General features: G+C 49.4%; 21 protein-coding genes and 1 tRNA gene. 3 read left to right on the top strand and 19 right to left on the bottom strand.

From position 1 onward, the window contains the following. Window positions 1-45 precede the first annotated feature (45 nt). Window positions 46-687, top strand: a complete 642-nt coding sequence (rcsA, locus tag DW47_RS0112450) for a transcriptional regulator RcsA (RefSeq protein WP_029686736.1) — start codon at window positions 46-48, stop codon at window positions 685-687. Between the two features lie 204 nt (window positions 688-891). Here rcsA and DW47_RS17825 read toward each other — a convergent pair whose 3' ends face one another. The 4 genes from DW47_RS17825 to DW47_RS0112430 all read right to left on the bottom strand — a co-directional run bounded on the left by DW47_RS17825 (window position 892) and on the right by DW47_RS0112430 (window position 3,158). Then, the gene (locus tag DW47_RS17825) at window positions 892-1,026 is read right to left on the bottom strand and encodes a hypothetical protein (protein ID WP_277618940.1); all 135 of its coding nucleotides are present in this window, start codon (window positions 1,024-1,026) and stop codon (window positions 892-894) included. 31 nt (window positions 1,027-1,057) lie between these two features. Next, window positions 1,058-1,972 (bottom strand): DUF808 family protein, encoded by a 915-nt coding sequence (locus DW47_RS0112440; RefSeq protein ID WP_029686735.1) that lies wholly within the window; start codon window positions 1,970-1,972, stop codon window positions 1,058-1,060. 71 nt (window positions 1,973-2,043) lie between these two features. Beyond that, window positions 2,044-2,322 (bottom strand): hypothetical protein, encoded by a 279-nt coding sequence (locus tag DW47_RS0112435; protein ID WP_029686734.1) that lies wholly within the window; start codon window positions 2,320-2,322, stop codon window positions 2,044-2,046. A 119-nt stretch (window positions 2,323-2,441) separates the two neighbouring features. Further along, window positions 2,442-3,158, bottom strand: coding sequence for a phosphohydrolase (locus DW47_RS0112430; RefSeq protein ID WP_029686733.1), 717 nt, complete (start codon window positions 3,156-3,158; stop codon window positions 2,442-2,444). Between the two features lie 376 nt (window positions 3,159-3,534). Between DW47_RS0112430 and shiA the strand changes: the two genes are divergently transcribed. Both shiA and DW47_RS0112415 read left to right on the top strand, forming a co-directional pair. Continuing rightward, window positions 3,535-4,854, top strand: a complete 1,320-nt coding sequence (gene shiA, locus DW47_RS0112425; protein ID WP_029686732.1) for a shikimate transporter — start codon at window positions 3,535-3,537, stop codon at window positions 4,852-4,854. Between the two features lie 318 nt (window positions 4,855-5,172). After that, window positions 5,173-5,248, top strand: a tRNA-Asn gene (locus tag DW47_RS0112415). A 469-nt stretch (window positions 5,249-5,717) separates the two neighbouring features. On the opposite strand, the gene DW47_RS0112410 is transcribed toward DW47_RS0112415, so the two are convergent. The 15 genes from DW47_RS0112410 to DW47_RS17810 form a co-directional block, all read right to left on the bottom strand. Then, window positions 5,718-6,164 (bottom strand): hypothetical protein, encoded by a 447-nt coding sequence (locus tag DW47_RS0112410; protein ID WP_029686730.1) that lies wholly within the window; start codon window positions 6,162-6,164, stop codon window positions 5,718-5,720. A gap of 63 nt (window positions 6,165-6,227) precedes the next feature. Continuing rightward, window positions 6,228-6,617 carry an S-type pyocin domain-containing protein gene (locus DW47_RS17820; RefSeq protein WP_277618939.1) on the bottom strand — a complete coding sequence of 130 codons (390 nt, stop codon included), beginning with the start codon at window positions 6,615-6,617 and terminating at the stop codon, window positions 6,228-6,230. Beyond that, the gene (locus tag DW47_RS17815; RefSeq protein WP_277618938.1) at window positions 6,554-6,988 is read right to left on the bottom strand and encodes an S-type pyocin domain-containing protein; all 435 of its coding nucleotides are present in this window, start codon (window positions 6,986-6,988) and stop codon (window positions 6,554-6,556) included. Before DW47_RS17815 ends, DW47_RS17820 begins: the two co-directional genes overlap by 64 nt. 102 nt (window positions 6,989-7,090) lie before the next feature. Beyond that, window positions 7,091-7,666 carry a PAAR domain-containing protein gene (locus DW47_RS17735; RefSeq protein WP_071846647.1) on the bottom strand — a complete coding sequence of 192 codons (576 nt, stop codon included), beginning with the start codon at window positions 7,664-7,666 and terminating at the stop codon, window positions 7,091-7,093. A 495-nt stretch (window positions 7,667-8,161) separates the two neighbouring features. Further along, the gene (locus DW47_RS0112400) at window positions 8,162-9,754 is read right to left on the bottom strand and encodes an ABC transporter substrate-binding protein (RefSeq protein WP_029686729.1); all 1,593 of its coding nucleotides are present in this window, start codon (window positions 9,752-9,754) and stop codon (window positions 8,162-8,164) included. Window positions 9,755-9,781: 27 nt separating this feature from the next. Further along, the gene (locus DW47_RS0112395) at window positions 9,782-11,059 is read right to left on the bottom strand and encodes an NAD(P)/FAD-dependent oxidoreductase (RefSeq protein WP_029686728.1); all 1,278 of its coding nucleotides are present in this window, start codon (window positions 11,057-11,059) and stop codon (window positions 9,782-9,784) included. 12 nt (window positions 11,060-11,071) lie between these two features. Beyond that, entirely contained in the window at window positions 11,072-11,740 is a 669-nt protein-coding gene (locus DW47_RS0112390; RefSeq protein ID WP_029686727.1) for a haloacid dehalogenase type II, read from the bottom strand. A gap of 821 nt (window positions 11,741-12,561) precedes the next feature. Then, window positions 12,562-13,578 carry a 1-aminocyclopropane-1-carboxylate deaminase gene (locus tag DW47_RS0112385; RefSeq protein ID WP_029686726.1) on the bottom strand — a complete coding sequence of 339 codons (1,017 nt, stop codon included), beginning with the start codon at window positions 13,576-13,578 and terminating at the stop codon, window positions 12,562-12,564. Window positions 13,579-13,994: 416 nt separating this feature from the next. Next, window positions 13,995-14,495 (bottom strand): winged helix-turn-helix transcriptional regulator, encoded by a 501-nt coding sequence (locus DW47_RS0112380; protein WP_029686725.1) that lies wholly within the window; start codon window positions 14,493-14,495, stop codon window positions 13,995-13,997. Window positions 14,496-14,629: 134 nt separating this feature from the next. Then, on the bottom strand, window positions 14,630-16,225 hold the full coding sequence (locus DW47_RS0112375) for a rhodanese homology domain-containing protein (RefSeq protein ID WP_029686724.1): 1,596 nt from the start codon (window positions 16,223-16,225) through the stop codon (window positions 14,630-14,632). Further along, on the bottom strand, window positions 16,225-16,815 hold the full coding sequence (locus DW47_RS0112370; RefSeq protein WP_029686723.1) for a cysteine dioxygenase family protein: 591 nt from the start codon (window positions 16,813-16,815) through the stop codon (window positions 16,225-16,227). The genes DW47_RS0112375 and DW47_RS0112370 overlap by 1 nt, the downstream gene beginning before the upstream one ends. Next, complete coding sequence (ssuB, locus tag DW47_RS0112365; protein ID WP_029686722.1) at window positions 16,812-17,582, bottom strand: aliphatic sulfonates ABC transporter ATP-binding protein; 771 nt, start codon at window positions 17,580-17,582, stop codon at window positions 16,812-16,814. Before ssuB ends, DW47_RS0112370 begins: the two co-directional genes overlap by 4 nt. 2 nt (window positions 17,583-17,584) lie before the next feature. Next, the gene (ssuC, locus tag DW47_RS0112360) at window positions 17,585-18,424 is read right to left on the bottom strand and encodes an aliphatic sulfonate ABC transporter permease SsuC (RefSeq protein WP_051150942.1); all 840 of its coding nucleotides are present in this window, start codon (window positions 18,422-18,424) and stop codon (window positions 17,585-17,587) included. A 14-nt stretch (window positions 18,425-18,438) separates the two neighbouring features. Continuing rightward, window positions 18,439-19,404, bottom strand: coding sequence for an ABC transporter substrate-binding protein (locus DW47_RS0112355; RefSeq protein WP_051150941.1), 966 nt, complete (start codon window positions 19,402-19,404; stop codon window positions 18,439-18,441). Then, a complete protein-coding gene (locus tag DW47_RS17810; RefSeq protein ID WP_277618937.1) occupies window positions 19,397-19,525 on the bottom strand; it encodes a hypothetical protein in 129 nt (42 codons plus the stop codon). The genes DW47_RS0112355 and DW47_RS17810 overlap by 8 nt, the downstream gene beginning before the upstream one ends. Window positions 19,526-19,719 lie beyond the last annotated feature (194 nt).

Genomic DNA, 19,719 nt, shown 5'->3' with positions numbered 1-19,719 from the left:
GGAGTGCCATTATACGTACCGTACAATCATTACGCAGGGAACTCTATGTCATGTATTATTATTGACCCGTGTAATTTTACTCGGGTTGGCCTGAAGGCCCATCTCCAGCCCCTCCAACTGCCGGTGCAGTGTTTTTCCGACCTAGAGAGTCCGCAACAACTAGAATATGTCTTAGCGCAAAGTGACGCACGTTTGGTGTTTATTTCCTGCCACTGTTTTGAAAATCTCACGTCCGAATGCGAACAAATGCAATCTATCATCTCCGCCAGCGAAGATCGGTTATTTATTGTTTTGATGTCACTACCGGATAGCCATTTCAATGGTTTTCTCTATCTCCGGGAAAATATTATTGTGGTCAGTAAAGCATTCGCAACAGAAAAAATCGATCAAATGTTGTCGCCTTATGTGTTCGATTTAAAATACCGCCGGCGGCGAGTCAATCAGATGCGACCCCAGCCTGTCACACTAAGCCCTGCGGAAACAGAGATGCTTAAGATGTGGATGTCCGGCTATAACACCCTACAGATTTCCAAGTCTCTAAACATCAAAGCCAAAACCATCTCTTCCCATAAAGGGAATATCCGTAAAAAAATTAATACTCAGAACGTACAGGTGATCCATCAGCTTATGAGGATTAGTGACACTATCACACCGAGTATCTTCACTTGGAGCCAGTATTCGGCTTGACTTGGTACCGCTCCACGAGATGTTATTGGCATGGACGCTACTGGTGAATAATAAATGTCGTGGGCAGGTCCACCTACCGACTCAAATAGCAATATGACATTTATTGGCAATTTGAGAGAACTTACTGTCGGCGGCGACAAATCTTTGCCATAAAAAAGCTGCCCAATGGGCAGCCTCAGTTACGCTCAACTGTGTCAGCAAGATTCAGATTTTGCAGCCTTCACAATCGGCTTCATCACTCAGGTCTGCGGGCACTTCACTGGCTTTTTCACGGGCTTTTGCTTCAGCATCCGCCAGTTGGGCATCAATATCAAATTCAAACATATCGTCACTCATCATCTGTTCTCCATTACTCAGTGTCTGCGGGCTGTTATACCTTTCCCCCCTTCAGTTTTCCAGCCAGTTTTACCAGTAACAGCACAATCGACCCAATCACAGCGCCAATCAGCATCGGTGCTAACAGGCTGGTAATAAACGAACTGACCAGTGCAGGTGCAGACACGGTTAATTGACTGATTAGAGCATGTAGCCGCGGGATGCCGTGAACAACGATACCGCCGCCAACTAGGAACATTGCCAGTGTTCCGACAACTGACAGTACTTTCATCATCAGCGGCGCAAGGAACAGCAAACTACTGCCGGCTTTTTGTGCCAGTAGTGACGATTTCGTCTCCAACCAAAATCCAAGATCATCAATTTTAACGATAATTGCCACGATACCGTACACCGCGACCGTCACCAATATTGAGATACCCGCTAAGATCACCACTTGATTAAGTAGAGGTGCGCCGGCAACAATGCCGAGTGTTAGGGCCACTATTTCTGCCGACAAAATAAAATCGGTTCTGACCGCGCCTTTAATTTTATCTTTCTCATATTTGGCAGCATCCTGCTGACTGAGATTTTGCAAACGTTTTTGCCGCTGTTCAGGACTTTTACGGTCCTTATCAGCCGTTAACCAATGCACCACCTTTTCAACTCCCTCGTAACTGAGGTAAGCCCCGCCGATCATTAATAGTGGCGTAATCAGCCAAGGAATAAAGGCGGAAATCAGTAGCGCAAGAGGGACTAGGATCACTTTATTCAGTAGCGAGCCTTTGGCAACACCCCAGACTACCGGCAGTTCCCGGTTAGCCTTAACTCCGGTGACCTGTTGGGCATTCAGGGATAAATCATCGCCTAAGACCCCTGCGGTTTTTTTAGCCGCGACCTTCCCCATCACAGAGATGTCATCCAGTAAGGTCGCAATATCGTCAAGCAATGCAAGTAAGCTGGTTCCGGCCAAGAGTGATTTCCTTTGTTAAACGTTAACATGATCGACAACAGTCAGTTGAGGTTAGCCGCCGTCGTAATTCTTCATATTTCGGGTTCGCTGTCATGACAGCAAGGGCAAACCTCCATTTCAGTGACACTCATATCTGCAATACCTGGCGTGTCCCACTCCACCTTCAGTTCTTGCCCGCTTGGCAAGTCATGGTGAATATATTTACTGACCGCACTTTCCGTCAGACCGGTAATTTCCTCGTTGGCCACTAGCTGGCCTCCGACATAAATTCTGGCCGTCGCCCGAGTATTCACCATGCGCTGACCCTGTAACGCATACAGCCGTCGGACAGTCAGTTTGATACTGGCCATCATTTTACTCCTGGTCGGAACAGTGAACAGAACGCTACTGTACTGAATCCCCCCCGTTCGACGCAAATAACTCATCTAAAACAGCCAGTCGGTCTCTTGCGAGGGGATCAGTAACAGGGCTATGTTTTGGGACGAATACGCGCCATAAACTCACGACGAATAGCTTCATCAGGCCCCAGTTGGGAGGGATCGAGTGACAGTTCGCTGCTCAGACGGGCCATAAAATCCACCAGAAATGTCGCATGGTATTCGGCTAACGCCCGTCCTTGAGCGGTATGCATGGTGGCTGGCAGTCCCAATAACTTTTTCTGGAAATGATCCAGTGCCCAGCGTACGTCATCCAGCGGACGCTCACGGGCAAACGGGTCTTGGCTGTCAAACAATGACCTTCCCAAGGCACCGGAGGTGTAAAAGACTCGCGCTAACCCAATAGCCCCTAGAGATTCGAGTCGGTCCGCATCCTGAACGATCTTCGCCTCGAGGGTTTCGGCAGAGATGCCAGCACTGAAACTGTGAGCTTCCACGGCATGACTGACGGCACTGTATAACGCAGCAGGGAATGAAGGGAAATCAGTCTCTAGTATTCGCAGTGTTTCGCGAGCAGCATAGCGTGAAGCCATGTGGCGTTCGGGATGATTTTTCGGCAGATTGACCACATCATGGAAATAACACGCGGTCAGTACCACTAACGGATCTGCTGCTGTTCCTACCATAATTTTTTGTGCACTGGCCCAAACCCGTTGTAGATGCGCCAAGTCATGGGCCTTATCGTTATGGTTCCAATTCTCCTTGAACCAAAGATCAAACGCCGACTGCCAGTGATGTAAGTCTTTCATTATGCAGTTCCTCCTGTCTGACCGATATTCCTGTCTAGCTTAATGTATTCTAGGTCAGCTTTTGTGTATCCGCGCAATTCTAGCCAGAAAAGTCTTTACTCGTTGTGGCTGGAAAACCATTGCCACGTCTCTACCCGTCGGCGAAGGCGGTACGTTCTGCCATGCTATCTACCCAGTGGCACCCATGCCCTGATGGCCTGTTATAACTTTATTTTATATTTTCTGCCGTTTAATGCTGTAAAACGGTTTTCACGGGGGCCGTGTCGCGCTAGTCTCTTACCCCTGCGGTTCAGTCAAACTCTGTGACAATTTTCTGCTTTCAGAGACTCGATATCGCGCAAGGCAATAATAAAAACTAATTTCTAGCAGGACAATTATGGACTCATCACTGACATCAGACCGCGGAGGGGTTAATCCGACTGCTCTCTCCCGTGCGCGACGTGCCGCTTGGGGAAGTTTCGCCGGGGCCGTCGTAGACTGGTATGACTTTCTGTTATACGGCATCACAGCGGCACTGGTGTTTAATCACGAATTCTTTCCACAAGTCAGCCCAGCAATGGGGACCTTAGCGGCCTTTGCAACCTTCGGTGTCGGCTTTTTGTTCCGGCCATTAGGCGGAATTGTTTTTGGCCATTTTGGTGACCGCCTGGGACGTAAGCGTATGTTAATGCTGACGGTGTGGATCATGGGATGTGCGACCGCCGCCATTGGCCTTCTCCCCTCCTTCGATACCGCTGGCTGGCTGGCTCCGGTATTGCTGGTCACCCTCCGCGCCATCCAAGGTTTTGCCGTTGGCGGTGAATGGGGCGGTGCGGCCTTAATGTCTGTAGAAAGTGCACCGAAAAATAAGAAAGCCTTTTACAGTAGCGGCGTTCAAGTCGGCTATGGTGTCGGCCTGCTGTTAGCAACCGGTCTAGTTTCATTGATCAGCCACTTCACCAGCGATCAGCAGTTCCTCAGTTGGGGATGGCGGATCCCGTTTATTTTCAGCGTACTGCTGGTGGCAGGGGCATTGTGGGTACGCAATGGCATGCACGAGTCTGAAGAGTTTGAAAAGGTGGTAGAGCAACCGGCAATCTCCTCTCAGCCAAAAAGGTTGCCGGTGATCCAAGCACTGTTGCGCCATCCTGGGGCCTTCTTACAGATTGTGGCATTGCGACTGTGTGAGTTACTGACCATGTATATTGTTACCACCTTCGCCCTTAATTACTCAACTCAGAACCTTGGACTTGGCCGAGAGCTGTTTCTGAACATTGGCTTGCTGGTCGGTGCCATCAGCTGTGTGACTATCCCGCTGTTCGCCTGGCTGGCAGATAGCTATGGCAGACGCCGTATCTACATTACCGGAGCCCTCATCGGGGCGCTTAGCGCAGTCCCCTTCTTTATGGCCCTAGAGGCCCGCTCACTGGTGTGGATTGTCTTTTTCTCGCTAATGCTGGCGAATATTGCCCATGATATGGTGGTCTGCGTTCAGCAACCGATGTTTACCGAGATGTTTGGTGCCCGTTATCGCTATAGTGGTGCAGGCGTTGGCTATCAAGTGGCCAGCGTCATTGGGGGGGGCTTTACCCCGTTTATCGCCGCTGCACTGGTTAGTGCTTCAGGAGGTTCTTGGTATAGCGTTGCGGCCTACCTGACCCTTGGCTGCCTTATCTCATTGTTGGTGGCTGCCTTAGTGAAACCCACTCGTCACTAACTGGCTAAGGGGCCGCTGTAGCGTCTTCGTTGCAGCGGCTTCTCGCAGCTTATTGAGTAGTGACATCTTCTAAATGATCCAACACCCGTTTATACCCTTCCAACCTCCGTAAACTGAGACCCTCTCTATTTCGTCAGTGCCTATCAGTGCGCGAGAGTGATCTACCCCGTCCTTGCCGGCTTTACAGCCAATCTGAGTGTTTTTCCTCCTCCCGATACAACCCCTGCTGAAATAAGCAGCAATCAGTGTCATAACGGAATAAAGAGCTTTGACAAGCAGCAGCGACCCCGTTACTATGCGCCCCGTCTTCACGACAATTCCTCTGTAGTTCAGTCGGTAGAACGGCGGACTGTTAATCCGTATGTCACTGGTTCGAGTCCAGTCAGAGGAGCCATATTTAAGAACCCAGATATCTTCAGATATCTGGGTTTTTGCTTTTTGGCGTTGATAATAGACTTATCATTACCCTCTCCTGCAAGCTCCCTAGCGCTAAACGCCCGTCAGATTTTATCGCCATCTTCCCTCATTGAAGTGAATAGCTTGGCTTTACCAGCAAACAAGATAAAGAGAACCTCTTTTTTGGCCTAGACACACAGATTCAGGGAAAAATCGAGTTAATAGGGTTATATTTTTTTTGCAGACTCGTTTAAATAGATCGATAAAACAGGATATGTACAGTCACCTCAAAATAAATCATCTCGGCTAGTTTTATTGATTAAAATAACTATCAGCAAGCGACTGCCAATAGATACAAGTTATTAATAATACATTGAATAGAGAGATTAATTGACAATAGTGGTGAGAAATAAAAAATTAAATACCACCCTATTATATGATTAACCAGCAGTTTATTCAGTTTATATTCATATTGATTTAGCTTCTAAATACTCAAGAAACACCTTCACTTCATCAACCGTTGTGTACCACTCAGATACCTTTTCTCCATCTGAATAGGCCTCATACTCTCCAGTATATTCATTTAAACGATCACTGGAAAAGCCTGGTATCTCACTCACAAAAATCATTTTATTTTGAATAATAACCTTAGACCCCTTATAGTAAAGGACCCATGTTAATATAAAGTTAACCGTCTCTGGGTTATACATAGACACAGCCAGAACTGAATGATCGCCTTTTTTTAAACCTTGCCTAACACTCTTTACCCAACTATCTTTATATTGTTCTATACTCCAATAGGTTAACGGTATTTGCATCTCCTCATCATAACCACTGATAATTATTTTAGCTGGTGATACCATTTCATTGTATGAAGATTGAATCGCTTTATTTTCAGTAAAAATACCAAACATATTGTCACTCCTTTATCCTAGTTAAATTTTTATCATATGTTCCTAAACGAACGCCTTTTTTACTCATTTTTTCCAACCATAAGATGTGTTGTGTCCATCAACGTCCGGAGTTATATAATATTTCCCATTAAAAAATGCTGGTTGTCCATGAGAGTTAAAGGGCATTTTCTCCGCTGAAACACGGCGGTCATAACCGAGCTTTCTCGCTGCTTCAGCCAACTCTTTGCCTTTAAGGGCAGAACTAAGATAAACATAAATAGGTAGAATATTCGATAGCGGCAGGATCAGAATATAATCTGCAAAGGTCTTCTCATCCGCAGCCGGTGTCGTCGTCGCCTCAATACGGGTGTCTTCTGGCATCGGATCAACAACAACCGGATTGGGTATCCTCAGCGGGTTCTGGTTGCCTGTATTTGATGGAACATTGACACCTGAACTGTCTGGCGTCCAGATGAGGGTGATAGCTGACGTTTCTTCGGTAGTGAACGTATAGGCTTGACGGCCACTCCACTATCCCACGCCATCTTGCGTACACGCACCCTATCTTTACCGGGGGGCGTATGCCAGCCATGGGGAACCGGATTACCTTTATCATCCTGCTCCCAGGTGTAGCGCACCCGCGTGGGGGCTTCTCGCATCTGCTCCAGTCTCAGGCGGTCTAAATAATCCTGCTCCCCGTCATTCAGCTTACCGGGCATCATGCCCATCACTATGGCTGCGAGGGGAGCACCGGGACCGCTGGCAGCAATCCTCCCAAGCCCTGTGACCATCTCACCCGGTTTTACTCCCCAGGTTCCTGAGGTAATGGCATTTCCGCCTACCAATCCAAAAACACTGGCACCCTCAACGGCTTTATCGGCGTTAGCCGCGCTGGTCGCTGCGGCTAACGCCTGCTGGTATTCGAATTCCTCATGGTCACCGTTCAGTCATTTATACAGGGCACTTCGCTTTTTCGGCTTGGGTATAGCGTCGACGGGGTTCTTTTTGTTAGCGCCCTGCGCAAATTGGGGCACATCGCTCTCGGAAGCGGGAACGGCCTGATAAAACGCCATGGCCGCAAAATGGGTGTGGGGTTCCTGCTGTTCCTCGGCATCATTACACCCCTCACCCCGCAGGCAAGATTTGGCGAACACCCGCTGGCGGTCACGTTCTTGTGCTTGCTGTTTTTCCTCCATCTTTTGTTGCGCAATAGCCTGCAAGCGTGCTTTGTCTGTTGGCGGTTCATCCTTGATATAGCCATCTGGGTTAGTCGGTATAAACCGAGCACCACATGGGCAGGAGCTGATACTGTCCAGTGTTCCTGCCAGCCTTCGGCCCTTATCCCATGTATCCGCGGTCCCCCCGAGAATGCTATACGTCCCAGGATGCTGGCCGCACGACACCGCATCACCTTCCCGTGCGCCCGCAACCCCGTACCAGCTTAAGGTTTCATCGCCGGTCAGTATCTTTCCCCCGCAGGTCGTCGCATCACCCACCCGCAGGTAAAAACCCATCGCTGCCATGCGTCGGATTTCCTTATCCTTAGACGTAACCTATCGAGATATCCTGGATACGTTTGTCGCTGTGTTGACGGTCATTTCCTTTTAACGGGGTATTTTCAGGGTTAAGTTAAGGCAATACGGTGATCTGCCCTCGATATTGGCAAGCAGCAGACGATAGGGATCACAAAAGTCAAAAGAGGGGAATTTTTGTAGACGTTGAGGACTGCTATGAATCAATAACTGTGGGAGCTTAAAGCGTCAATATTTATGGCGTAAAAGTATAATAGTTAATTGTTTTCAAAAGTTTTTTACTACACATCATCACTAAGCAGACCTAACATCAATTCTCCCTTTTCGGCCGACACAGAAGTCATAGCAAAAGTTCCAGTCCAGACAGTGGGCTAAAACCCGTTCAAGGAAACCAGAACGGGTATAGGGGTTAAAGGGACAAGGTTTGCACCGCTATGATCACTGCCTCTCCGCCGCAGTCTGACGCGACGGAAAGGCACACCTAAATCAAGCAGAGAGCCAGACATTTTCATGGAAGCGGTAGTTCATCATCAATCCGCTTGGCCAGGCTTCCAATCCCTTCACCTGATTGCTGTAGCCGTCGAGGTTACTGACAAACATCGGGATCAGTGTGCCGCAGTGGTCATAAATCAGCTTCTGCATATCATCATACATCTGCTTGCGTTTGGTGGCGTCACGCTCCCCCCGTGAGGCAATCACCAATTGGTCAAACTGCGGATTGTGCCACTTGGACTCATTATTGGCTGAGGAGGACAGGTAAAACTGTGACAGTAACAGGTTAATGGTCGGCCGCGCGTTGATGGAGCCAAAACCCACTGGGTCCTTCATCCAGTGCGTTGACCAGTAACCGTCATACGGGACCTGGCGGACATTGAGGTTGAGTCCAGCCTGATGGGCAAGATTTTGCATCATCAAACCGTCTTCGTTAGCACCTTCAATATTCGGTGCCGTCACCACCTCGACCTTAGCCCCTTCCATACCGGCTTTTTTCAAATGATAACGGGCTTTGTCGGTGTCTACCGGGCGTGGCTTCAAGTCAGCGTTATACAACGGGTGCCAAGGGGGAACCGGCGTATCATTAGCCACTGTGCCATATCCCTGTAAAGCGGTTTTTATCAATAATTCACGGGGTTGCAGGTATTTCATGGCCATCACAAAGTCTGGATGGTTCCCAGGGGCGATATCCGTGCGAATAATCAGATCACTGTACATGCCGGATTTGGTTTCCAATACTTTACAGCGGCCACCACTGGCGTTGATTTGTTTAGCATAGCCGGCGCTGATAGACGAACACATCTGCAGCTCACCCGCCAGAAGTCCATTTACCCTCGCAGCCTGGTCGGTGATCCCCAGTAGTTCTACCTCCTCTAGGTGCGGCAAGCCAGCTTTCCAATAATGCGGGTTGCGGGTGCCGATGGTTTGTAATCCTGGAGTAAAGGTTTTGCATAGGAATGGACCGGTGCCGATCCCTTTTGCGAAGTTAGTAGTATTCGCTGGTACGATCAAGAAGTAAGGCATCGCCAGCATCAAAGGCAGATCGAAGTTCGACCCATCAAGAACAATGGTCACTTGTTGTGGGTTGGTGGCAATGATGGTTTTAAACTGCTGAGCCAAGCTGAAAGCGGACGAGGCGACAGCCGGATCTTTATGACGTAATAATGACCAGACGACATCTTCCGCGGTCAATGCCTTACCGTTATGGAAGTTGACCCCTTGGCGTAGATTAAATTGCCAAGTGATCCCGTCATCTGAATGAAAATCGGCGGCTAACGCCGGTTTTGCCACCAGCTCATTATCAATTTCAGTGAGCCCATTAAGGAACATGAACTGTCGAGTATAGTCGGCACTGTTATTGGAGCGCGCCGGGTCAAGGGTATCCGACGCTGAGGAAGTAGAGAGTGCGACCCGCATTTTTCCGCCCTTCACCGGTTGTTCGGCGGCAATAGCCAAGTCCGGAAAACCGATGATCCCGCTGCTGGCAACCGCACCTGCTGATAACAGTTTCAGCATACTGCGGCGGGACAAGGTTCCTTGCTTAAGCAACATTTCCAGGTGATTAGGTGCATTATCTTTTTTCATTCAGGCCTCTCCAAAGAGTAAAGTGTCTTAAAACAGGAGGTCTTTGGTCTTGTAATACAGTCCGGTCATCGGCAAAAACCAAGGCTTACCAAAATAGCCTGGCAGCGCTGGCCAGGATGTCGATTTCCACGGATTAAGATTAGCTTTTTCCGCCAATAGATCTGCCATCACGTTGCCCATCCACACTGACATCTGTGCGCCATGGCCACTGTAGCCGAGGGTATAGAACAGCCCATTCTCCTCCCCGGCATGGGGCAGTCGATCGGCACTCATGTCGACCATTCCTCCCCAACAGTAATCAATCGGTACATCTGCCAATGAGGGAAACAGCTTCTTCAAAGAAGCCCGTAAAATATCCCCGCTGCGAGCATCAGAGGTCGGGTTACTGATAGAGAAACGTGCCCGGCCACCGAATACCAGTCGGTGATCACCGGTAGTACGAAAGTAGTTATGGATATTGCTGGAGGTCACGTAGGTGCGATCCCCAGGCAACAGCCGCTGTAAACGTTCGGCCTCCAGCGGAGCGGTGGTAATAATAAAGCTACCCACCGGAACAATACGTCGCTGTAGCCAAGGAAAGGGGCCTTGATTAGAGCAGCCGGTGGCCAGCAGAACTTTATCTGCTAGGATGTCACCGCGAGGAGTCGTGATCCGATGCTGATAACCGGAAATGCGCTTGATGTCAGTCACCGGATGATATTCAAAAATTTTCGCCCCGAAGCGGGCCGCAGACTCGGCGAGACCGATACCAAATTTGCCCATGTGCATCTGAGCACTGCGCTTTTGCAGCAATCCGCCATGAAATTGGTCACTATCGATCTCACGGCGAATATCACTGGCGGAGAGCAGTTCGACCTCAGGATCGACAGTTTTTCGCATCCACTCTGCCGATGACTGCAATGCGGCAAAATGTCCTGGTTTACTGGCGAGCTTGAGTTTACCGCTGCGTCGAAAGTCACAATCAATCTGCTCTTCGCTGATCACTGAGCTGACATAATCCACCGCCGTATCAAAGGCACGGTAAATTTCGGTAGCCCGTTCGACCCCCTTGCTGGCTACCAGTCCAGCAAAGTTCTGGGCGACACCATTATTACAATGGCCGCCATTGCGTGCTGAGGCTTGACTCATCACCCCTTCACTTTCTAACAGCACCACATCAATACCCTGCTTGGCGAGATTTCTGGCGGCGGAGATACCAGAAAAACCGCCGCCGATCACTACCACGTCGGCCCGCTCAGGTAATGCTTGTTGACAACCGCCGGTAAATACCGGTCGGTTATCCTGCCAGAAGGATTCCATTTTCATGGTATTCCCCTCTTATAAACCGACGACTGCTGCTAGCCCGCCAATATCTTTAATTTCGGTATACCCATAGGCCGGATTACCGACATCATGACCCCGGTTAACAAACACCTTATTTTTGATCCCCAAATCATGGGCGGTCATCAGGTCATAACGCAGGCTAGAAGACACATGCAGAATATCTTCCGGACCACAATTTAGCTTATCCAGCATATATTCAAAGCCGCGCATTTGCGGTTTATAGGCGCCGGTTTCTTCGGCAGTAATACCCATATGAATCGGTGCACCTAGCCGAGGAATATGGTGCGGTAACAGGTCTTTCATTGAGTTGCTTAATAACACTAAAGGGATTTCGTTAGCGATTTTGGCAAGTCCGGCAGGAACATCGGGATGTGCAGTCCAAGTTTTACAATCTTCGTAGATATAATGGCTGTCTTCCGGCTTCCAGGCCACACCCCACTTTTTGCAGGTACGCTGCAGAGCATCACTGACCACATCGTAATAAGGTTTCCAGGCACCTAATACTTCATCAAATCGATAGCGGTAAAAATCGGTGGTAAAAGCCGACATTTCAGCCGGTGAGACGCGATCAGCGAAGCAGCGACTGGCAGCACCGGCCATATCAAAATTAATAAGCGTTCCATAGCAATCGAAAGTGATAAATTTTGGTTTAAATACAGCCATGATATTCTCCGTTAATTCACTGGTTAAAGTGCTGATTGAGTAATATTACTGTGACGCAGGGTACCCTGCTATCGTGCTTATTCGGTTGACGCCTACTGAGGTGACGAATCGGTATCCTGTCTCCTGTTATGCAGCCTGTTTTTCACCTCTGATTTCTAGTAGAAAAGCCTAACTAGCGTAAAATCATCCCATTAGTGGTTATTTCTATAAAAACACCTCATTTTTACAGCGATAGCTGGAAACAGCTCCTTTTTGAAGTCGAGAGATTATTTATCTGATAATCAATTAGTCGACTCCGCCTATACAACCTGACCTCTTCGTCAAAATTCAATGAGTTGTGCAGCTAGGCCTTTTATAAGGATGCAGTTTATGTGCCATCTTTTTAATTGGCATTAAATGCCTTTTGCATAAATGGCATCGGCACTTTATGCCGCGAATCACTGACAATCGGCATTTGTAGGAAAAAACACTTACACCTGCCCGTTACGCTGACAGTGTTGCGCCAAATAAAGGCATTATGATGGTGCTTAGGACCCTAAAATAGCTTGCGTGTGACCTCGGCCCGAACACAACCCCAACTAAGAGGGGAAATTAAAACGCCAAAGTGCAGCACTGAGGATAGGTGCAATATTATTTGCAGCCGTGGGTTTAGCCGTAATAGTGGATGGTAGGAGTACTATAGATAAGAAACCCCAGTCTAGGGTCAATTGTCGGACAATAGACGACGAAAAGTGAAGATGCTTGCTAAGCAGGTACTTAGCAACAAAAAACCGATTCTCTTTTCAGAGAACCGGTTTTTAACATTGACGACTACAAGGTCATTAGCCGTTGCGGAAGATATAGCTGTAAGCGTTGAGGGCCGGTGCTCCCCCCAAGTGTGCATAAAGCACTTTAGAACCTTCTGGGAATTCGCCGTTACGCACCATATCAATCATACCGTGCATAGATTTACCTTCGTAAACTGGGTCAGTCAGTACACCTTCGGTACGGGCACACAGACGAATCGCTTCTAAGGTACCTTCGTTTGGCAGACCGTATTCAGGTCCGCCGTAACGGGTATCAAGAATGATATCTTCTTCGGTAATTTCACGATCTAGTTCAACCAGTTTAGCGGTGTTTTGCGCAATACGCAGAACCTGCGCTTTGGTTTTCTCTGGTTTTGCAGAAGCATCGATTCCGATAACCTTACGTGATGGACCGTCTTCAGCAAAGCCGACCACCATACCTGCATGAGTACTGCCGGTAACCGCACAGACTACGATGTAGTCAAATTTAAAGCCCAGCTCTTTTTCCTGCTGACGGACTTCTTCGGCGAAAGCCACGAAACCTAAACCCCCGTATGGGTGTTCAGAACAACCGGCCGGGATTGGGAAAGGCTTACCACCCTTCTCTTTTACTTCATCCATCGCCTGTTTCCAGCTCTCGCGGATACCGATATCGAAGCCCGCAGAATCTAGACGTACATCGGCGCCCATGATACGAGACATTTCAATGTTACCGACACGGTCATAGACGGCATCAGAGTAGTTAACCCAGTTTTCCTGAACCAGCACACATTTCATGCCCAAATGCGCAGCAACCGCAGCAACCTGACGGGTCTGGTTCGATTGGATCCCACCGATAGACACCAGAGTGTCACAACCCTGCTCCAGAGCCTCAGGAATTAAGTATTCCATTTTACGGGTTTTGTTACCGCCAAACGCTAGACCACTGTTGCAGTCTTCACGTTTCGCATAAATTTCAACTTTACCACCTAGTTCCGCACTCAGACGTTTCAGAGGGGTGATTGGCGAGGGTCCGAAAGTTAACGGGTAACGGGCAAATTTCTCAAGATTCATCATTTATCTCCTGGTGATATTGGTAGCCCGGATAACGATTCCGGCCCCTTAAGTTGTTGATCACTACCTTACAGTATTCGTTATTTTTGTAAATTTCGTAATTTATGAAACTTACGTAATAAAAAAAACACAAAAAACAATTAAACTTAATTTAATTATGATCAAATCAATTTTTTAGAAATAATATTTCTCAATTAAAATGTCACCCTCTAAAGGGTTAAATAAAATATCCAATATTTTCAATGAATTAAAACGAACTGATAATAGGTTAGCGACAGGCAGGGTTACAGCCTGTTTTCTGGTGCTAAACGCAACACCAAATAAACAGGCTGAAAGCCGAAAAACGGTTAAAAAGCGATCGGGAGAAGTAAACTGATCACCCAGGAACACTGTCTGCGACCCGGGATGAACAAAATTTAGAGGGGAATTTCGGTAGTAGAGAACACTTCACGTAAACCAATAAACGAACGGATCTGCCTCACACCTGGCAGGAACAGTAACTGCTCCGCATGCAGCTTGTTAAAACTCTGATTATCGGTGGTGCGCAACAACATAATATAGTCAAACTCACCGCTGACCATGTGACACTCCATACAACCACGAATGTTATGGACTGCCCCTTCAAACTCTTTGAAGATTTCCGGGGTAGACCTATCGAGAACGACCCCAATCATCACCACCAGGCCTGCTTTTAGGGCTTGTGGGTTGAGTAACGCGACAGTTCCTTGAACAAAACCTTGCTGTTTTAGGCGTTCTACGCGGCGCAGACAGGCCGGCGGACTGAGGTTTATTTTATTCGCCAAGGCCACATTAGAGACCGAGCTGTCTTTTTGCAGGATCTTCAGTATTGCGATATCGAACCTATCCAGTGATCGATCCGTATCGGCGGCGGCCACATTTTTTCGAGTTTCTGTCATTTTTTCACCGGCCATTAAGGTTTGCCTGTTGGAATCTCTTATTATCATCAATAAGATAATCCACCCGCAGCACACTGTCATGGGAATTATGTCAGCGGCAGACCTAATGGCCGATGTAGGGCCGCAGGCCGTGATCAGCTACGGAAACCGTGGGTACCATCGTTATCTAACTGAGCCACCAGTCCATATTCCCAGTCCAGATACCCTTGCATTACCTCAGGTGGCACATCGGTACCTTCATAAGGCCGCCGATAGCGATCAATACGTTCTGATAACAATGCACTCTCACCGGTCACAAGCGGCAACCCGGCGGTCCGCCACGCCGCATTACCGCCTTCAAGCACCACCACGGGCTTACCGGTCAGCGACTGCAACTGATTGACAGTATATTTTGCCAATAAGCTGCTGCCGCACGTGACAACGTAACGTTCAGCTGCCGGCAGTTGCCCCTTCGCGGCCAAGGTTGGCAGATCTGCTTTCAATAACCAATAAGCGCCCGGAATGTGGCCGTTGACGTAATTAGCACTGGTAGTAAAGTCGAGGACCTGGGTCGTCCCACTCTCTAACCAATTGGCCACAATCGCCGGTTCAGCACTTGGATGTAAACCGGCCTCTGGCACAGGAGGCTGCCAGCGTCTTATTTCGCTAAAGGCTATCGCCTGTTCAGGATCAAGTACTGCCACCTCCCAGTTCATTCTCGCCAACCAAGAAGCCGTGATGTCAGCCCTGGCCTGCAGATCATCAATCAGTACAATTCTGGCACCCCGCACACTCGCATAGTGATCGGTTTCCTGAACTAGTTGCCCGCCGGGCACATGACGACTACCAGGCAAATGACCCGCCAGGTACTCCGCTTCACTACGGATATCGAACAGATACAAGGTACGGTCACTCTGCTGTTGCCAGTCAGCTAACTGCTGAGCATCAATAACTTTAACCCCGTATTTCTCTGCCACACGACGAGCATCTATCCGTGCCCGAGCAGTGGTCGCGGCACTCAGTTCGCCATACTGTCGCGACTGGCCCTTTTCCAAGGTCTGACCGGCCAAAGTCCAGCCGATGGTACCATTACGTAACGCATAAACGGGATTCTCCAGTCCACCATCAATCAGGGTCTGGGTACCAATAATGCTGCGGGTACGTCCGGCACAGTTAACAATCACAGTCGTCTGCGCTGAAGGCAGTAAATCACGGATCCGTAGCAGTAATTCACCGCCAGGCAGGCTGGTACTACTGGGAATATTCATGGTCTGATATTCATCGAAACGACGCACATCCACCACACGAACATCTTCAGAGCGCTGTAACAGTGCGGCAACCTCTTCAGCAGCCAATGACGGTGTTTTCTGCTGGTGTTCGACCAGTTCACCAAAGGCTTTGGAGGGTGAGTTGACATCAATAAATAGCTCCAGCCCCTGACTACGCCAGCCATCAAGCCCCCCTTGCAACAAGGCCACATCACTGTAGCCTAACTGTTGCAAGCGTTGTGCAGCCCGCAGCGCTAAGCCCTCGCCATCATCATAGACCGTCACCGACGTCGACAATCGCGGTATACGGCTAAGGACATCAATATCCAGTCGCGATAACGGGATATTCACTGCAAATAGCGGGTGTCCAGTCGCATAGGGGGCTTCTTCGCGGACATCCACCAGCGCTACTTCTTGACCGTCCAACAACTGTTGGCGGATCTCTCCGGCACTGCGTAGTGCAAAATAGAGATTTTTTTCCATCAGTGACGACTCCGTGGTTGGGTTACAGGGACATTGGCATAGCCCGAAATAAAGAGCTTTTCACTGCCATCGGCCAAGAAGACGCGCCGTTCCGTTTTACCAATATCTGCACCATAAACATGAATACTGACTGAGACTCGGTCGCTGAACAGATTGCGTACTTGGTGGATATCTCCGTCCAACGGTGAAAGGGTTTCTACTTCTCCTGGGCGTAGCTCCACACAATCACCTGCAACCAGTTGCCCGCTGTTATCAACACTGAAACTGCGTGACTGCTCTGCCCCACGTAATATGCCAATTAATCCCCAAACACCGTGATCATGTATGGGAGTTTCCTGACCCGGCCCCCACACAAAACTAACCACGGAAAAACGGGCTTCGGGATCGAGGTACAATAGATATTGTTGATAATGTTGCGGGTGTGGTTCAGCAAAGGTCGCGTCTAACCAGTCATCTTCGCGAACCAACTCAGCCATTAAAGGGGTACTACGGGACAGGATCTCCCCTTGTTGATGCGCCGGAAGCTGATCAAGTATTGCCGACAGCTGATTAATAAACCGACCGAGGCGCTCCGGATGTGGTGCTATCATGCACTTCTCCTTACCGATCCCAGGGCAGAGGCGGGGGGCGTCAGAATATGATTCAGGACTTCTGCCTCCAGTTCGGCCAGTTGTGCATTACCGCGACGCCGCGGACGCGGTACATCAACTGGCAGATCCAAGCTAATGTGGCCGTGATCGATAAGGATCACCCGATCTGCTAGCGCCACAGCCTCGCTGACGTCATGGGTCACCAGCACCACCGTAAAGCCGTGCTTTTGCCACAGGGATTCGATCAGTTCCTGCATCTCTAAGCGAGTCAATGCATCTAATGCCCCTAAGGGTTCGTCCAACAGTAACAATTTAGGCCGGTGGATCAAGGCGCGTGCCAGTGCCACACGTTGCTTTTGTCCTCCGGACAAAGCCGAAGGCCAGTCCCCAGCGCGGCTTGCCAGCCCGACAGCCCGTAGCGCCTCCACCGCCGCATCCTGCCATTGTCCTTTCAGTCCCAGGCCGACGTTATCGCGGATACTTTTCCACGGTAGCAACCGCGCCTCTTGAAACATCAGTCGGGTATCTTCCTGAACGCTTGCCAGCAACTGCTGACCGCTGAGTAATTGCCCACCGCTGGCCTGCTCCAATCCGGCCAGTAACCGCAGAAAGGTACTTTTACCACATCCACTACGCCCGACCACGGCAATAAACTCACCACCTTTGATCTCGAGATCGACGTTATTCAGGACCGGAGTACCGCCATAATGCTTGCTGAGATGTCGAACGCTTAGCGCTGTGCCGTCAGTTTGTTGCCAGGTCGTCATGATTATTTCTCCTTCGACTGATAAGCCGGATGCCAGCGCAGCCAAATATGTTCTAAAGCTACCGTCAGGACATCAGCGATTTTTCCTAACAGCGCATATAAGATAATGGCCACGACCACCACATCGGTCTGTAAAAATTCGCGGGCATTCATTGCCAGATAGCCGATACCGGAATCCGATGAAATCGTTTCAGCCACAATCAGCGTTAGCCACATCACGCCCAGGGCATAGCGAACACCAACCATTATCGAGGGCAATGCTCCGGGCAGGATCACCTGCCGAAACAATCTGAATCCACTAACACCGTAACTGCGAGCCATCTCCAGCAAGCCGCGGTCAATGTTGCGGATACCGTGATAGGTGTTCAGATAGATTGGGAACAGCGTCCCAAGTGCCACTAGAAAAATTTTGGCAGTTTCATCAATCCCAAACCATAAAATCACCAGCGGGATCAGTGCTAGATGGGGAATATTACGCAGCATCTGTACCGAGGTATCCAGCAAGCGTTCCCCTAAGCGTGAAAGTCCAGTGATAAAGCCAAGTACCAATCCAATCGAGCCGCCGATCACAAAACCGGTCAATGCACGGGCGGTACTGATTGCCAAGTTACTGCCGAGTTCACCGCTGAGTGTCATGCGCCAAAACGTTTTCGCAATCGTCACCGGTGCCGGTAAAATCCGTACCGATAACCAGCCAGCCTGCGCTGCCAACTGCCAAATAACTACAATGGCAATAGGTACAGCCCAGGGAACAAGGGCATTGGATAAACGCCGTAATGGTACATTGTACCGACGGGCACTCTTTTCATTAGTCACGGTGGTACCGATTGGAAAAATGGCCATAAGAGACTGTCCTATTAATGATTCGCGGCGGAGGTTGCTTGGCTGCCCCCCGAGTGAAGAAGAAAACTGCGGTCAAAAGCCGGAGCGACTTGTAAGGCTTTTGGTAACAAGCCGCTGTGATGATAGAAATCCGCGGTCTGTTGTTGTTCCGCCTCGGTGGCAGCATCAATCGGCTGCCAGACCATATTTTTTCGGGTAAAAGAGAGTTTCACCGCCTGTACGGGGAAGCCAATCATTTTCGCTAAGGTTGCGCTATAAGCATCGGGATGCTGATTGGCCCACTGCTGAGCACTGGCCAGTCGCTGTAGGAAATCCTGCAATGCTTTGCGTTTAGCCGGATCCGCTAACGCTGAATCGGTCGCAGCAACAAAAGTATTCCCTGACCACAACCCGCGCCCATTAACCAGTACCCGCATATGATCTTGAGTTTCGGCATAGGCGGTGTAGGGTTCCCAGGTGGCCCAGACATCAACATCCCCTCGGCTTAAGGCTAATTTGGCATCTGCTGGCGGTAGATACCGAAAAGTCACATCCTTGGCCGTTAACCCCGCACTCGCCAATGCTTTCAAAGCAACAAAATGGCCAATCGAACCACGATTGGTGGCGATACTTTTCCCCTTCAAGTCACGTGCTGACTTCAGGGGACTGTTATTGTTGACCAGCAATGCGGTACCGTAAGGATTAGATTTAGCAACCGCAATGGCTTTCACCTGTGCACCGCCCGCTTGGGCAAATAACAGCGGTGCGTCACCGATAATGCCCGCATCGACTGCACCCGCATTAAGTGCTTCTCCCAGCGGCGCTGCCGCAGGAAACTCAGTCCATTGCAGATGATAAGGCAACTGGTTGAGTTTGTTGGCGGCTTCCAGTACGGCACGCATCCCGCCTTTCTGGTCAGCAACCCGTAGGGTGACCTCTGCGGCATTGGCCACGCTGCTGGCACCGAACAACATCAGAAAAAGAGAAAGTGTTTTAATCATTACTCACCCCACTCTGACGACGATCGAGGCGACGAGAGTCGGTCGTACCCTGCGTAAAAATGATGTGGGAGTAGATCCCCTTAGCGTGGTGTCCGCGCCAGAGTGAGCCGAAAGACAACATAGAGCCTTCTGCAGAATCATCACCTGCTTCACTAAGGTGCTGAAGGACGCAGGCAAACCGAAGCCGTTCCAGCGGCTCCTACGAAGGCGTGCGGCAAATAATGGTCTGTACATAAAGGCCCCTTTGGTCTTTCCTATGGTGTGCAATAAGTCATAGGCATCTTATGCAGCCGTGAAACATCCGTGAAATCATTA

The sequence above is a fragment of the Tatumella saanichensis genome, assembly GCF_000439375.1.
Classification (GTDB): domain Bacteria; phylum Pseudomonadota; class Gammaproteobacteria; order Enterobacterales; family Enterobacteriaceae; genus Tatumella; species Tatumella saanichensis.
The sequence above is the reverse complement of the archived record's forward strand: the minus strand, read 5'-3'. Positions and strand labels throughout refer to the sequence as shown.